General features: G+C 68.9%; 16 protein-coding genes. 8 read left to right on the top strand and 8 right to left on the bottom strand.

The genetic code is table 11. From position 1 onward, the window contains the following. Positions 1-125 precede the first annotated feature (125 nt). Positions 126-1697: a glycosyltransferase 87 family protein gene (locus tag ACFYOP_RS15895; protein WP_356893932.1), complete on the top strand. Its 1572-nt coding sequence runs from the start codon at positions 126-128 to the stop codon at positions 1695-1697. Positions 1698-1733: 36 nt separating this feature from the next. Here ACFYOP_RS15895 and ACFYOP_RS15890 read toward each other — a convergent pair whose 3' ends face one another. The 3 genes from ACFYOP_RS15890 to ACFYOP_RS15880 all read right to left on the bottom strand — a co-directional run bounded on the left by ACFYOP_RS15890 (position 1734) and on the right by ACFYOP_RS15880 (position 4491). Further along, positions 1734-2765, bottom strand: coding sequence for an alanine racemase (locus ACFYOP_RS15890; protein WP_356893930.1), 1032 nt, complete (start codon positions 2763-2765; stop codon positions 1734-1736). An 83-nt stretch (positions 2766-2848) separates the two neighbouring features. Further along, positions 2849-3967: a peptidoglycan bridge formation glycyltransferase FemA/FemB family protein gene (locus ACFYOP_RS15885; protein WP_356893928.1), complete on the bottom strand. Its 1119-nt coding sequence runs from the start codon at positions 3965-3967 to the stop codon at positions 2849-2851. Between the two features lie 209 nt (positions 3968-4176). Next, positions 4177-4491 (bottom strand): hypothetical protein, encoded by a 315-nt coding sequence (locus ACFYOP_RS15880; RefSeq protein ID WP_356893926.1) that lies wholly within the window; start codon positions 4489-4491, stop codon positions 4177-4179. Positions 4492-4761: 270 nt separating this feature from the next. Between ACFYOP_RS15880 and rpsF the strand changes: the two genes are divergently transcribed. The 4 genes from rpsF to rplI all read left to right on the top strand — a co-directional run bounded on the left by rpsF (position 4762) and on the right by rplI (position 6454). Continuing rightward, positions 4762-5052 (top strand): 30S ribosomal protein S6, encoded by a 291-nt coding sequence (gene rpsF, locus ACFYOP_RS15875; RefSeq protein WP_356893924.1) that lies wholly within the window; start codon positions 4762-4764, stop codon positions 5050-5052. Between the two features lie 73 nt (positions 5053-5125). Next, positions 5126-5710, top strand: a complete 585-nt coding sequence (locus ACFYOP_RS15870) for a single-stranded DNA-binding protein (RefSeq protein ID WP_356893922.1) — start codon at positions 5126-5128, stop codon at positions 5708-5710. Between the two features lie 42 nt (positions 5711-5752). Next, positions 5753-5989: a 30S ribosomal protein S18 gene (rpsR, locus tag ACFYOP_RS15865; RefSeq protein ID WP_003956534.1), complete on the top strand. Its 237-nt coding sequence runs from the start codon at positions 5753-5755 to the stop codon at positions 5987-5989. Between the two features lie 18 nt (positions 5990-6007). Next, the gene (gene rplI / locus ACFYOP_RS15860; RefSeq protein ID WP_356893920.1) at positions 6008-6454 is read left to right on the top strand and encodes a 50S ribosomal protein L9; all 447 of its coding nucleotides are present in this window, start codon (positions 6008-6010) and stop codon (positions 6452-6454) included. Positions 6455-6609: 155 nt separating this feature from the next. Here rplI and ACFYOP_RS15855 read toward each other — a convergent pair whose 3' ends face one another. Beyond that, positions 6610-7947 carry an MATE family efflux transporter gene (locus ACFYOP_RS15855; RefSeq protein WP_356893918.1) on the bottom strand — a complete coding sequence of 446 codons (1338 nt, stop codon included), beginning with the start codon at positions 7945-7947 and terminating at the stop codon, positions 6610-6612. 456 nt (positions 7948-8403) lie between these two features. Here ACFYOP_RS15855 and dnaB point away from each other — a divergent pair, with 456 nt between their 5' ends. The 3 genes from dnaB to ACFYOP_RS15840 all read left to right on the top strand — a co-directional run bounded on the left by dnaB (position 8404) and on the right by ACFYOP_RS15840 (position 11761). Further along, positions 8404-9864 (top strand): replicative DNA helicase, encoded by a 1461-nt coding sequence (dnaB, locus tag ACFYOP_RS15850; protein ID WP_356894086.1) that lies wholly within the window; start codon positions 8404-8406, stop codon positions 9862-9864. A gap of 70 nt (positions 9865-9934) precedes the next feature. Further along, positions 9935-10270, top strand: a complete 336-nt coding sequence (locus tag ACFYOP_RS15845; protein ID WP_356893917.1) for a hypothetical protein — start codon at positions 9935-9937, stop codon at positions 10268-10270. A 105-nt stretch (positions 10271-10375) separates the two neighbouring features. Continuing rightward, complete coding sequence (locus tag ACFYOP_RS15840; RefSeq protein ID WP_356893915.1) at positions 10376-11761, top strand: serine hydrolase domain-containing protein; 1386 nt, start codon at positions 10376-10378, stop codon at positions 11759-11761. A 65-nt stretch (positions 11762-11826) separates the two neighbouring features. Here the strand turns inward: ACFYOP_RS15840 and ACFYOP_RS15835 are convergent, their stop codons facing one another. The 4 genes from ACFYOP_RS15835 to ACFYOP_RS15820 all read right to left on the bottom strand — a co-directional run bounded on the left by ACFYOP_RS15835 (position 11827) and on the right by ACFYOP_RS15820 (position 14818). Further along, positions 11827-12681, bottom strand: coding sequence for a GNAT family N-acetyltransferase (locus ACFYOP_RS15835; RefSeq protein WP_356893913.1), 855 nt, complete (start codon positions 12679-12681; stop codon positions 11827-11829). 4 nt (positions 12682-12685) lie between these two features. Then, a complete protein-coding gene (locus ACFYOP_RS15830; RefSeq protein WP_356893911.1) occupies positions 12686-13231 on the bottom strand; it encodes a DUF2269 domain-containing protein in 546 nt (181 codons plus the stop codon). Positions 13232-13384: 153 nt separating this feature from the next. Continuing rightward, positions 13385-13864: an NUDIX hydrolase gene (locus tag ACFYOP_RS15825; protein ID WP_356893909.1), complete on the bottom strand. Its 480-nt coding sequence runs from the start codon at positions 13862-13864 to the stop codon at positions 13385-13387. A gap of 63 nt (positions 13865-13927) precedes the next feature. After that, entirely contained in the window at positions 13928-14818 is an 891-nt protein-coding gene (locus ACFYOP_RS15820; RefSeq protein WP_356893907.1) for a LysR family transcriptional regulator, read from the bottom strand. Positions 14819-14931 lie beyond the last annotated feature (113 nt).

Raw genomic sequence — 14931 nt, 5'->3', positions numbered from 1 at the left:
GACGGCTGACGGCGCTCCGCCCGCACCACCGAGGGCCGCCGCACCCGGAAGGCGCATCGAATGCGCCGGACACCGGGGCGGCGGCCCTCGCCGTGTCCCTGGTTCCGTACGGCAGGATGTGCACCATGCCCAGCGCAGAACAGACGAGCGTGTACGAGGACCCGCCCGGCGCACGCCCCGCTCCTCCCGACGTGCGGCCCACGCGGCGTGACCGGATCGCCGCGGCAGGCAGCGAGCTGATCGGCGGCCCGGCAGGGCGGTGGGCGCTGCGCGGGGGCAACGGCCGAATCACACCCGTGCATGTGGTGGCGCTCGTCGCCATCGGTATGTTCGCGCTCGGCATGGTGCAGAAACTGCCCTGCTACAACTGGGCCTGGTTCCGGGGAACGAGCTCGCAGTACACCCACGCCTGCTACTCGGACATCCCCCACCTCTTCGTGGGCCGCGGCTTCTCCGAAGGCCTGATCCCCTACTTCGACCGGCTCCCCGGCGACATGGAGTACCTGGAGTACCCCGTGCTGACCGGTGTGTTCATGCAGGTCGCCTCCTGGTTCAGCAGCCTGGGCGGCAGCTCGGGCCAGGACCAGCAGCAGCTGTACTGGATGGTCAACGCGGGCATGCTGATGATCTGCGCCGCGATCATCGCCGTCTGTGTCGCCCGGACCCACCGCCGGCGCCCCTGGGACGGGCTGCTGGTCGCCCTCGCTCCGGCGTTCGCGCTCACCGCCACCATCAACTGGGACCTGCTCGCCGTCGCGCTCACCGCGGCGGCCATGCTGATGTGGGCCCGCGGCAGGGTTCTCGCGTTCGGCGTCCTCATCGGACTCGCGACCGCCGCCAAGCTCTACCCCGTGCTGCTGCTGGGGCCGCTGCTGCTCCTGTGCTGGCGGGCCGGCAAATGGCGCGAGTTCACCACGGCGACGCTGGGCGCGGCCGCCGCCTGGCTCGCCGTCAATCTGCCCGTGATGCTGCTCGCGCCCGAGGGCTGGAAGAAGTTCTACACCTTCAGCCAGGAACGAGGGATCGACTTCGGCTCCTTCTGGCTGATCATCACGCAGCGCACCGGCGAATCGATCGACGTCGAGAAGGTCAACACCTACGCCACCCTGCTGATGCTCCTGGCCTGCGCCGGTATCGGCCTGCTCACCCTGCGGGCACCCCGCCGGCCCCGTTTCGCCCAGCTCGCCTTCCTGGTCGTGGCCGCTTTCATCCTGACCAACAAGGTCTACTCGCCGCAGTACGTGCTGTGGCTGATTCCGCTGGCCGCGCTCGCCCGGCCCCGCTGGCGCGACTTCCTCGTCTGGCAGGCGTGCGAGGTCATGTACTACCTGGGCATCTGGATGTACCTCGCGTACACGACCAGCGCCAAGCACCAGGGGCTGCCCGTCGAGGGCTACCAGCTGGCCATCGCGCTGCACCTGCTCGGGACGCTGTATCTGTGTGCCGTGATCGTGCGCGACATCCTCATGCCGGAACGCGACGGGGTGCGCCAGGACGGCTCGGACGATCCCGGTGGCGGTGTGCTCGACGGCGCGCCGGACGCGTTCGTCCTGGGCGCGGCGCACCAGCCGCCGCGCCATGCCGCGGCAGAGGCCGAGGAAGGGCCGCGGGTGGAGTGGGGCGTTTCAGCCGCCCGTCCCGCCTCTGCCGGCTCCTCCGGCGCCGGAGCCGGTACGGGGCCGCAGCCGTCCGTCTGAGCCCTCTGCCGCCCTCCGGAGGGGCGCGCGGCGGCCCTAGCGGTCGACCAGCCGGTCGAACTGGGTGGTCGTGTGCCGCAGATGCGCGACCAGCTCGTCACCGACCTTCGGCTCCTGGGCGTCCGCGGGCACGAAGAGGATCGAGACCTGCATGTGGGGCGGCTCGGCGAACCAGCGCTGCTTGCCGGCCCAGACGAACGGCGACAGATTGCGGTTGACCGTCGCCAGACCGGCCCGTGCCACGCCCTTGGCGCGCGGCATCACACCGTGCAGCGCCTTGGGGGCCTCCAGGCCCACGCCGTGCGACGTACCGCCCGCCACGACGACGAGCCAGCCGTCGGACGCCGCCTTCTGCTGGCGGTAGCCGAAACGGTCTCCCCTGGCCACGCGCGTGACGTCGAGCACCGCACCGCGGTACTCCGTCGCCTCGTGGTCGCCGAGCCACATCCGGGTGCCGATGCGGGCGCGGAAGCGGGTCTGCGGGAACTGCTGCTGCAGCCGGGCCTGCTCCTGGGCGCGCAGATGGCTCACGAACATCGTGTGCAGCGGGAGCCTGGCGGCGCGCAGCCGGTCCATGCAGCCGATGACCTCCTCGACCGCGTCGGAGCCGTCCGTGCGGTCGAGCGGGAGGTGCAGGGCGAAGCCCTCCAGCCGCACGTCCTCGATGGCGGCGTGCAACTGGCCGAGGTCCTGTTCGGAGATGCCGTGCCGCTTCATCGAACTCATGCATTCGATGACGACCCGCGCGCCGACCAGCGCGTGCACGCCGTCGACCGACGAGACCGAGCGGACCACCCGGTCCGGCAGGGGCACCGGCTCCTCACCGCGCCGGAAGGGCGTGAGGACCAGCAGATCGCCGCCGAACCAGTCCTTGATCCGTGCCGCCTCGTACGTCGTGCCCACGGCCAGCATGTCGGCGCCGAAGCGCGCGGCCTCCTCCGACAGGCGTTCGTGTCCGAAGCCGTAGCCGTTGCCCTTGCAGACCGGGACAAGACCGGGAAACTGGTCGATCACCGATTTCTGGTGCGCCCGCCAGCGAGCGGTGTCGACGTAGAGGGAGAGCGCCATGGCCGGCCCGGAACCTTTCTGGTGGCTGCGGTGTATCAAGTCTGTACGAGAGCTACGAGACTACGGAGTCGTCCGCGTCGTCGTCAGCGGCGCGACATGTAGAGGTCCAGCGCCTTGTGGAGCAGCTTGTTGAGCGGGAAGTCCCATTCGCCGACGTACTCGACGGCCTCGCCACCGGTGCCGACCTTGAACTGGATCAGGCCGAAGAGGTGGTCCGTCTCGTCGAGCGAGTCGCTGATGCCCCGCAGGTCGTAGACCGTGGCGCCCATGGCGTACGCGTCGCGGAGCATCCGCCACTGCATCGCGTTCGAGGGCCTGACCTCGCGCCCGATGTTGTCCGAGGCGCCGTACGAGTACCAGACGTGGCCGCCGACGACGAGCATCGTCGCCGCCGACAGGTTGACCCCGTTGTGGCGCGCGAAGTACAGCCGCATGCGGTTGGGGTCCTCGTTGTTGAGCACCGTCCACATGCGCTGGAAGTACGACAGCGGGCGCGGCCGGAAGCGGTCGCGCTCTGCCGTGATCTCGTACAGCCGCTGCCACTCCTCGAGGTCCTCGTAGCGTCCCTGGACGACCTCGACGCCGGCCTTCTCGGCCTTCTTGATGTTGCGCCGCCACAGCTGGTTGAAGCCCTTGAGGACGTCGTCGAGCGAGCGGTTCGCCAGCGGCACCTGGTAGACGTAGCGCGGCTGGACGTCACCGAAGCCGGCGCCGCCGTCCTCGCCCTGCTGCCAGCCCATCTTGCGCAGCCGGTCCGCCACCTCGAAGGCGCGCGGTTCGATGTGCGTCGCCTCCACGTCCCGCAGGCGCTTCACGTCCGGGTCCTGGATGCCGGCCTTGATCGCCGGCGCGTCCCAGCGGCGGATGACGACCGGCGGGCCCATCTTCACCGAGAAGGCGCCCTGGTTCTTGAGGTGCGCCAGCATCGGCTGCAGCCAGTCGTCCAGGTTCGGGGCGTACCAGTTGATCACCGGTCCCTCGGGGAGGTACGCCAGGTAGCGCTTGATCTTGGGCAGCTGGCGGTAGAGGACCAGGCCCGCGCCGACGAGTTCACCGTTCTTGTCGAACCAGCCGAGGTTCTCCGAGCGCCATTCCGTCTTGACGTCCGCCCATGCCGGGACCTGGCAGTGACTGGCCGAGGGCAGAGTCTGGATGTAGGCCAGATGCTGCTCACGACTGATGGTCCTCAGGGTCAGGCTCATGCGGGGCGCTCCTCGGCAGGTGTGTCCCCATGGGTCAGGGGCTCCGGCTCTCGCGCCGAAGCCTACTGGTCTGTGGCCGGGCCTCGAATGGCCGTGCGCGGGAGCGGGTCGCGACCGGCCCGCTCCCGCTCCCCCGTCTGTCTTGTTCTCCGCTTCCTCGCGCTGCCGGCCGGGCGTGGCCGTGGCCGGTTCGCGTTCCGGCCGAGGACTCAGCCGAGGACGCCGCCGAAGAGGCCACCGTGGGCCATTCCCAGGAAGAACCCCACGGCAGATGCGCCGAGTCCGATGATCAGCAGGAAGCGCTCACGGGTAGTCACCGATATGAACTGCCCGTACGCGCCGGTGACGATCCCGACGAGCCCCGCCCACGAGCTCAGCAGATGCAGGTTGTGGAACATCGCCGTGATGAACGCGAGGGCGCCGAGGACCAGCGTCACCGCCATCAGGGTGTCCTGGAGCGGATGGGGCTTGCCGTCCGTGTTGAGGAGGGAAGCGGGGGACTGACGTCGCATTGCCTGTGCCATGAGGCACCTCCTGGCTGTGCCGGAAGGCGGCGCATGGTAGCGCCGCGCGCACCCGATGTGTACAGATTGCGGCCATCGGTCACCGGATTTCAACCGGAAGCCCCAGTGCGGGTACTGTGTACGGTCTGCACCGGTGTCTGCCCAGGCCATGAGGCGATCTCCACTCGACGAGGGGGATTGTCAGTGGCTGCCGATACCGTTGCTCACGCATCACGACCCTCCTGCCACGGATCGACCGTGGCCGCTGAGTCCAAAGGAGGTGGGTTCCACATGCGTCACTACGAGGTGATGGTCATCCTCGACCCCGATGTCGAGGAGCGCGCTGTCTCTCCGTTGATCGAGAACTTCCTCTCCGTTGTCCGTGAGGGCAACGGAAAGGTGGAGAAGGTCGACACCTGGGGCCGTCGTCGTCTCGCTTACGAGATCAAGAAGAAGCCCGAGGGCATCTACTCGGTCATCGACCTGCAGGCCGAGCCTGCGGTCGTCAAGGAGCTCGACCGCCAGATGAACCTGAACGAGTCGGTCCTCCGGACCAAGGTCCTCCGTCCCGAGACCCACTGAGCAGCTAGCTCAGAGGTCATCGGGTTCGAGTAGCAGCAAGCAGCCAGAAGCAATCCCGCCGAGAGGTTCACCCATGGCAGGCGAGACCGTCATCACGGTCGTCGGCAATCTCGTCGACGACCCCGAGCTGCGCTTCACCCCGTCCGGTGCGGCGGTCGCGAAGTTCCGCGTCGCGTCCACTCCCCGCACCTTCGACCGTCAGACCAATGAGTGGAAGGACGGCGAGAGCCTCTTCCTCACCTGCTCGGTCTGGCGTCAGGCGGCGGAGAACGTCGCCGAGTCGCTTCAGAAGGGCATGCGCGTCGTCGTGCAGGGCCGGCTGAAGCAGCGGTCCTACGACGACCGCGAGGGCGTCAAGCGCACGGTCTACGAGCTGGACGTCGAGGAAGTCGGCCCCAGCCTCAAGAACGCCACGGCCAAGGTCACCAAGACCACCGGCCGCGGTGGCCAGGGCGGCTACGGCGGTGGCGGCGGCCAGCAGGGCGGTAGCTGGGGCGGCGGCCCCGGCGCCGGTCAGCCGCAGGGCGGCGGAGCACCCGCCGGTGACCCCTGGGCCACCGGTGCTCCGGCCGGCGGCGGCCAGCAGCAGGGCGGGGGCGGCTGGGGCGGAAGCTCCGGCGGTTCCGGCGGCGGCTACTCGGACGAGCCGCCCTTCTAGGGCGGCCCGTACCACACTTCTTGATCACACAGGAGAAACACCATGGCGAAGCCGCCTGTGCGCAAGCCTAAGAAGAAGGTCTGCGCATTCTGCAAGGACAAGACCGTCTACGTGGACTACAAGGACACGAACATGCTGCGGAAGTTCATTTCCGACCGCGGCAAGATCCGTGCCCGCCGCGTGACCGGCAACTGCACGCAGCACCAGCGTGACGTCGCCACGGCCGTCAAGAACAGCCGTGAGATGGCGCTGCTGCCCTACACGTCCACCGCGCGATAAGGGAAGGGTGACCTAGACATGAAGATCATCCTCACCCACGAGGTCTCTGGCCTCGGTGCCGCCGGCGACGTCGTGGACGTCAAGGACGGATACGCTCGCAACTACCTGGTCCCGCGCGGTTTCGCGATCCGCTGGACCAAGGGTGGCGAGAAGGACGTGGCGCAGATCCGCCGCGCCCGCAAGATCCACGAGATCGCGACCATCGAGCAGGCCAACTCGATCAAGGGCCAGCTCGAGGCCGTCAAGGTGCGCCTCGCCGTTCGCTCCGGCGACGCCGGCCGCCTTTTCGGCTCCGTCACCCCGGCCGACGTCGCCTCGGCGATCAAGGCTGCCGGTGGCCCGGAGGTCGACAAGCGTCGCGTCGAGCTCGGTTCGCCGATCAAGACCCTGGGCTCGCACCAGGTGTCCGTGCGTCTGCACCCCGAGGTCGCCGCGCAGGTCGGCGTCGAGGTCGTCGCCGCGTAAGCGCTGTGCTCTGCTGAGCAGCAGGAAGGGCCGCACCCCTCGGGGCGCGGCCCTTTCCGCGTTCTGTCGAACTGGTGTCGAGCTGTCTCACGGGGTCTGTTTCACGTGAAACGGTGGCAGTCGGCGGGGTGTGTCTGTTTCACGTGAAACGGTGCTCAGCGCGTCGCCCCGGTCACGATCCAGCGGCCCGAACTCGCCCGCCACCAGAGGGTCAGCAGCCGGACGGTCATCATCAGGGTCATCGCCCACCAGAGCGCGGTCAGACCGCCGCCGAGGGCAGGAACCAGCAGGGCGACCGGCGCGAAGACCGCCAGGGTGAGCAGCATGGCGACCGCTAGGTACGGGCCGTCACCCGCGCCCATCAGCACGCCGTCCAGCACGAAGACCACTCCGGCGATCGGCTGCGACACCGCGACGACCAGCAGCGCGGGAATCAGCGTGTCCTGCACCGCCGGGTCGCCGGTGAACAGCGGGGTGACCAGTGGCCGGGAGGCCACGACGAGGATTCCGAGCACGACGCCTGATGCCACACCCCACTGCACCATCCGTCGGCATGCCTGCCGGGCGCCCGCGGCGTCTCCGGCACCCAGATAGCGACCGATGATGGCCTGCCCGGCGATGGCGATGGCGTCCAGCGCGAAGGCCATCAGGCTCCACAGGGAGAGCACGATCTGATGGGCGGCGATCTCCGTGTCTCCGAGCCGTGCCGCGACGGCTGTGGCGATCATGAGCACGGCCCGCAGGGAGAGGGTCCGCACCAGCAGGGGGACGCCCGCCTGGGCGCTGGCCCGTATGCCGGCGGCATCGGGACGCAGCGAAGCGCCGTGCTTCCGGGCTCCCCGGACCACGACGACGAGGTAGGCGGCCGCCATGCCGCACTGGGCGATCACCGTGCCCCATGCCGAGCCGGCGATGCCCAGGCCGGCCCCGTAGACCAGGGCCACGTTGAGCCCGGCATTGGCGGCGAAGCCGCAGACGGCGACGTACAGCGGGGTGCGGGTGTCCTGGAGACCCCGGAGGACTCCGGTGGCGGCCAGCACGATCAGCATGGCGGGGATGCCGAGACTGGAGATCCGCAGATAGGTGATCGCGTGCGGCGCCGCCGTCTCCGAAGCGCCGAAGACTTCGACCAGCCACGGGGCGGTGGGCAGGAGGACGCCGATGACAGCGATGCCGAGTCCCAGCGCCAGCCAGATGCCGTCCATTCCCTGGCGGATGGCGGCCTGGAGATCGCCGGCGCCCACTCTCCGGGCGACGGCGGCCGTGGTCGCGTAGGCGAGGAAGACGAAGACACTCACTGCGGTCATCAGCAGGGCCGCGGCGACGCCGAGACCCGCCAGTTGCGGGGTACCGAGATGGCCGACGATCGCGCTGTCCGCCATCACGAACAGCGGCTCCGCGACGAGGGCGCCGAAGGCCGGAACGGCGAGTGCGATGATCTCCCGGTCGTGCCGCCGACGCAGTTCCTTCGGCTCTGCCGGTACCTGGGTCATGGACGCCAATCTAATCTTCCACAGGTAAGAGATGCAATACGGTTGCACTCCTTACCGGTGGGTGTGTTGGCAGCTCCTCCGCGGGCCGTTTGTTCTGATCTTGGTCCGGTCGGGAAAGTTTTTCTCCCCCACAGGCGGTGGATGCTGAACGAGCAGCTCAGAGGGGTTACGGGTGGGGCAGCGTGAACTTTTCCACAGTGCTGTCCCCCGGTCCGTGCACAGGTTGCGGACACTTCTCCACAGCATCCGGTCCTTGGTCCACAGGGCCTGTGGATAACCAGATTGGCTGACGGTGCCCGCGGGCCTACCGTGGACCGTCGCCCGGCGTGCGGAAACCCCTGTGCAAGCGGAGTCGGGCGGCTCGTTTTGTCAGAGTCGTGGCGTAGAAAGAGTGCCACGGCGTAGGTCCGTGGAGCGGACTGGGAGGAGGTGGCCCGGGTGAGCATTTCCGAACCCTTGGACGACCCGTGGGCGGCCGAAAGTCCGGGGGACCGGCTCCCCGCCTCCCGTCAACGCCGCGGTGACGGACGCGGCCGCGAGGACCAGCAGGACCGGGGCAGGGACGGCGGTGGCTGGGACGGAGGGTCCTCCGGGTTCGAGCGTGTCCCGCCGCAGGACCTGGACGCCGAGCAGTCGGTGCTGGGCGGCATGCTGCTGTCCAAGGACGCCATCGCCGACGTCGTGGAGATCATCAAGGGCCACGACTTCTACCGGCCGGCCCATGAAACGGTCTACCAGGCCATCCTCGACCTCTACGCCAAGGGTGAGCCGGCCGACCCCATCACGGTGGCGGCGGAGCTCGTCAAACGGGGCGAGATCACCCGGGTCGGCGGAGCCCCGTATCTGCACACCCTCGTCCAGTCGGTGCCGACGGCGGCCAACGCCTCGTACTACGCGGAGATCGTCCACGAGCGCGCTGTGCTGCGTCGGCTCGTGGAGGCCGGTACCAAGATCACACAAATGGGGTACGCCGCCGACGGGGACGTCGACGAGATCGTGAACTCCGCCCAGGCCGAGATCTACGCCGTCACCGAGCAGCGCACCAGCGAGGACTATCTTCCGCTCGGCGACATCATGGAGGGTGCGCTCGACGAGATCGAGGCGATCGGCTCCCGCAGCGGTGAGATGACCGGTGTGCCGACCGGCTTCACGGACTTCGACTCGCTCACCAATGGCCTGCATCCCGGCCAGATGATCGTGATCGCCGCGCGTCCCGCGATGGGTAAGTCGACGCTGGCGCTGGACTTCGCGCGTGCCGCGTCCATCAAGAACAACCTGCCCAGCGTGATCTTCTCCCTGGAGATGGGCCGCAACGAGATCGCCATGAGGCTCCTGTCCGCCGAGGCCCGGGTGGCTCTCCATCACATGCGGTCCGGCACGATGACGGACGAGGACTGGACACGGCTGGCCCGCCGGATGCCGGACGTGTCGCAGGCCCCGCTGTACATCGACGACTCCCCGAATCTCTCCATGATGGAGATCCGGGCGAAGTGCCGTCGGCTCAAGCAGCGAAACGACCTCAAGCTGGTGGTCATCGACTATCTGCAGCTGATGCAGTCGGGCGGTTCCAAGCGGGCCGAGAGCCGGCAGCAGGAGGTCTCCGACATGTCCCGTAACCTAAAGCTCCTGGCGAAGGAGCTCGAAGTTCCGGTGATCGCGCTGTCTCAGCTGAACCGTGGCCCCGAGCAGCGAACGGACAAGAAGCCGATGGTCTCGGACCTTCGCGAGTCGGGCTCCATCGAGCAGGACGCGGACATGGTGATCCTGCTGCACCGCGAGGACGCCTACGAGAAGGAGTCACCGCGCGCGGGCGAGGCGGACCTGATCGTGGCCAAGCACCGTAACGGCCCCACCGCGACGATCACCGTCGCGTTCCAGGGCCACTACTCACGCTTCGTCGACATGGCGCAGACCTGAGGGAAGCGCGACGAAGTGCCCTCACTCGAGGGCGGGAGTGCCGTGGGGCGGAGGCGGGAGAGGGGGCGTGATGGCGCTGAACAAGAAGGGTTCTCGGCGGATCACCGTCGAGGGGTTCGAATACCGCTGGAGGATCCGCAGGAAGCCCTCCTACATGCAAGGACTCTGCTGGACACCGATGACCTACGCGGTCGAGGCGGCCAACGCAGACCGGCCAGGCACGACCCTGGTGGTCACCACCGGTCAGGCCCATCCCGGCAACTGGTCGGGCGTCGAGGCGGAGCCCATTCGCCCTGCCCATGTCGCTGCGAGTATTCGAGAAGCACGGAACCAAGGCTGGGATCCGGTGTCGGCCGGTGGTCCGTTCCAGCTCGACCGATCCGCGGGATTCGTCTCCCGACCGTGAGGGACAGCGGAGCGGTTCGGCGTACCCCCAGGAGGGTGATGAGCACCGTCCGCGTGTCCCGGTAATGCGGTCGACGTGGTGGGCCGGCAGAGATAGACCTGCTGCATGACGTCATCCTTGGAAAAACTGCTCCCCGGTACGCGGCGGGCTCTGCTGCACCGGATCGCCGTCGCGCAGAGCGAGGGCCGTGTGCCGTCGTTCGCCGCAGCCGTCCAGCGCGACGGGCAACTGGTGTGGACGGGCGCCCGCACCTGTGTGGACGGGCACGCGCCGGATGCCGACACCCAGTACCGCATCGGGTCCATCACCAAGCCGTTCACCGCGGTTCTCGTGATGCGGCTGCGGGACGAAGGGCTGATCGACCTCGAAGACGCCCTGGAGAAGCATCTGCCCGGCACCGGTGCCGGCGAGGTGACCATCGCTCAACTGCTGGGACACAGCGCCGGATTGCGTGCCGAGGCGCCGGCTCCCTGGTGGGAGCGGACGCCGGGCTCGACGCGGCCCGAACTGTCCGATGTGCTCGGCGACGGTACCTGGCTGCATCCCGCGGGCCGGCGGCACCACTACTCCAACCCCGGGTACACCCTGCTCGGTTCCCTGGTCGAAGCGGTCCGAGGGGTGTCATGGGAGGAGGCGCTGAGGCGGGAGATCCTTGAGCCGCTGGGGCTGTCCAGGACGAGTACGCAGCCGCAGGCGCCGCATGCGGGCGGTTGGGCGGTCCATCCGTGGGCGGATGTGATGCTTCCCGAGCCCGCGGAGGACCTCGGGCTGATGGCCCCCGCCGGGCAACTGTGGTCCACCGCGGCGGACCTGTGCCGGTTCGCCGCCTTCCTCGCCACCGGCAACGACCTGGTGCTCGGTACGGAGACCGTCCGGGAGATGCGGACGCCGTCCGTACCGCCGGAGGCGGGGGAGTGGAACAGCGCCTACGGGCTGGGACTGCAGGTCATCCGGAGCGAGGGGCGCACCCTGGTCGGCCACACCGGCTCACTGCCGGGGTTCCTCGCGGGACTGTGGGTGAGCGTGGAGGACGGCGTCGCCGCCGTGGCGCTGGCCAACGCGACCTCTGGCCCGCCGACGGCGACGGTGGCCGCGGATCTCGTACGTATCGTCGCCGACGCCGAGCCGCGTATCCCAGAGCCGTGGCGCCCGCTGCCCGAGGTCGATCAGGAGCTGCTGGCGCTGACCGGCCCTTGGTACTGGGGAACGAACGCCTACGCTCTGCGTCTGGTCTCCGACAGAGGTCTGGAGCTGGCCCCGCTGCGTGGCGGGGGCCGTCGTTCTCGCTTCCGCGCCGGTGTGGAAAAGGGGACGTGGACCGGTCTGGACGGCTACTACGCAGGGGAGACGCTGCGGGTCGTGCGCCGGGGCGACGGTTCCGTGAGCCATCTGGATCTGGGCTCGTTCGTCTTCACCCGGCAGCCGTACGAGTCCGGGGACGCCGTGCCCGGAGGCGTGGACCCCGCCGGCTGGCGAGGGTTCCGGTTCTGAACCGCCGCTGAACCGTATGCCGTGTTTCACGTGAAACGGCCGCGTAAAGTGTGTGCTGCTCCAGGCTAGCCCGCAGCCACCGTCAGGGGCGCGAACCGGCGTGTCCATTCGCCGGGCAGTTCGGTGATGCCCAGGGTCATCACGTCGTTGAAGGCGATCGGCGCCAGGCCGCGCTTCTTCACCCAGGTGAGGAGCTCGTCGTGGCGTACGTCGATGTCCGTCCGCAGCGGCCGGTCCGTGCCGGCGGCCAGCGAGGAGACCAGGGCCTTCGCCGTCTCGGTGTCCCGGGCGATCAGGGGGCCGATGACGTGGGTGTCCATGTTCGGCCACACCGCCGCGTATCCCGTCAGCACTCCCTCTTCCTCCGCCACCCGGAGCTGATCGGCGAAAGCGGGAAGCCGCGCGATCATATGGGTGCGGTCGAGACCGAAGGCCTCGTGGTCGAGGCGGAGTATCGCGGGCAGGTCCTCTGCCGTCGCCGGGCGGGTCTCCACCTGCGGCAGCGGCCCGGAGGGAGTGAAGTGGCCCCGGACCATCTCCGCGCGCCCGGTTGTGGTGAAGCCCAGCTCTTCGTAGAGGGGCCTGCCGTAGGGAGTGGCATGGAGGGTGGCCGGGAGCTTTCCGGTCTCGCTGAGCACATGCTTCATCAGACGCCGTCCGACGCCCTGCCGGGCATGGCGCTCCGCCACCAGCACCATGCCGATGGCGGCGAGGCCGGTGCCGTAGTGGGTGACCACGCAGGCGGTCACCAGCCCCTTGCCGTCGGGGTCGTCTATTCCGTAACCGGTACCTGCCGCGAGCAGCAGGCTCCACTTGTGCTCCTCGCGGGGCCAGCCGCGGTCCTCGGACAGATCGGCACAGGCTGCCAGATCGTCCGCAGTCAGCCGTCGGATGGGCAGGTCGGAGAGCGGTGTCTGCATGGGGTCAGGCTGTCTGACGCAATGATCGTTCGTCCACCCTTTTTGGTGAACCGGCGGATACGCGCAGCCGACGCCCGCGGCGCGTCAGTCCCCATGGCTTGAGAACGGAGATGACGGTCATGAAGACATAGGCGGCCAGGGAGACCGCCGGCCCCATGAGCAGGTCGCGCGGCTCGGCGACGACGCCTCCGGAGGCGACCGTGTCGGCCGCTCTGCCGACCTCGGGACGGAGCATCAGGACGGACGCCGTGACGGTGGCAAGGGTCAGCCAGAACTTGGTGAAGACCCAGCGGTGTCGCGCCAGGCCCCACTTGGTGCCCAGCGACAGCATCAGGCCGCTGGCAAGAGTGAGGAGAGCCACCGGCAGGACGAGCCAGTCGGTGAAGACCTTCATCGACCGGTACGACGCCTCGATCACGGCGGTCGATTCCGTGGTGTACGCCGCGAGCGCCAGCGCGAGCAGGCCGAGTGTGAGACCCAGCCAGCCGGCGGACGCGGCGACATGGACGACGAGGATGGCCCGGCGAACGGGACGCTTGAGTGGTTTCACGTGAAACACGGTGCCGGTGCGTGGAGTCCCGCCGCGTCTGACAGCGGGAGTATCCGCGGCTACTGACCTCGGCGTACATGAGCGGACGCCCGCGGCTCCGCGCCCGCGATCCGGACGGCCTTCTGATCCACGGGTTCGACGGCGCCGATCGGCTCAGCCCAGGTCGGGCGCGTGCATGGCGCGCACGCCTTCGATATTGCCGTCCAGATAGTGGCGCAGTGACAGCGGCACCAGGTGCACGGCGGCGATTCCGACGCGGCTGAACGGCACCCGGACGATCTCGTACTCGCCGCAGGGCTCGTCGATCTCGGGGCCGTGTCGCAGGGCCGGGTCCATGGACTCCAGACGGCACACGAAGAAGTGCTGCACCTTCACACCGGTCACGCCGCCGTCGGCGATGTGCTCGACGGTGTCGACGAAGCACGGCACCACATCCGTGATCTTGGCGCCGAGTTCCTCGTCCACCTCGCGGTGGAGGGCGTCGACGACGGTGGCGTCCTCCGGCTCGACCCCGCCGCCCGGGGTCAGCCAGTACGGATCCATCCCGGGCTTGGTGCGCTTGATCAGTACGAGGTCGTCGCCGTCGAGCAGGATGGCGCGTGCGGTGCGCTTGACCACCGGTCGTTCGGTCATGGCAAGAGAGTGGCCCATGCCTCCGCTTCTGAAACGCATACAGGTGTTCTGGTGCCGTGTCCGTCACCAGGCGACGGCCGCGCTCAGCAGCCCCTCGTGCGCCCGGGCGATGTGCGAGTGGGCGAGGGTGCCGGTGCGTATGACGAGGAAATAGGTGCGCAGCGGCGGCACGGGAGGGTCGAGGAGAGCGATCACGCGCCCCTCCGCGAGGGCCTCCTCGCACAGATAGCGGGGCAGTACGGCGAGCCCGGCGCCGGAGGCCGTGGTCTCCAGGACCGCTCTCAGGTCCGGTGCGATGACGGTGCCTGCCGCAGCCGGCGGGGAGTCGAAGACGGCGTGCCAGTACCGCGAGACGAACGGCAGGGACTCATGGACCTCCACCACCGGAAGCTGCTCCAGGACGACATGGCCCTTGCGCAGCACTGCGGGCCCCAGATGCGCTGCCCACCGGGGAGCCGCGACGAGCACGTGCTCCTCGTCGCAGAGCGCGGTCGCGGTGAGGAGCCTTCCCCGTGGCCGGGCGGTGGCGACGGCGAGGTCGTGGTGGCCGGCGGCGAGTCCCTCGAGGACTTCCTCCGCGTTCCCGAAGGAGGCGCGTAAGGCGAGCCCCTGGTTGATCAGGGGAGTGAGCGCGGGGAGTGCGCGGACCGAGGTGAACTCGGGCGGGCCGGCCAGATGGAGGGTGCGGGTCCCCGCCTCGCTGTCGAGCCGTGCCTCCGCTATCTCGATGAGGGCGTCCAGGTGAGGAGCCGCCCGGTGGGCGAGCTCGTCGCCGATGGTGGTGGGGGTGACGCCGCGCGCCCGGCGCAGGAAGAGCGGCTTGCCCAGCTGACGCTCCAGCGTACGGATCTGGCCGGTGACCGCGGGCTGGGAGAGTCCGAGCAGTGCGGCGGCGCGCGTGAAGGACCCGGCCCGGTGCACGGTGACGAATGTGCGCAGCAGGGCCAGATCCATGCCATGCCCTTCCTGATCCGACGTTCCCCCCGAACCAGGCCAACTATAAATATGTCGATAGGTCTCTGTCGCTACTGTGATTGGACACTGACGCTGAGTCAACTAGCCTTGTC

It is taken from the genome of Streptomyces sp. NPDC006294, from assembly GCF_042870895.1.
In the GTDB taxonomy this organism is placed as follows: Bacteria; Actinomycetota; Actinomycetes; order Streptomycetales; family Streptomycetaceae; genus Streptomyces.
Note: the sequence above shows the minus strand (reverse complement) of the source record. Positions and strands in the feature narration are given on the sequence as shown.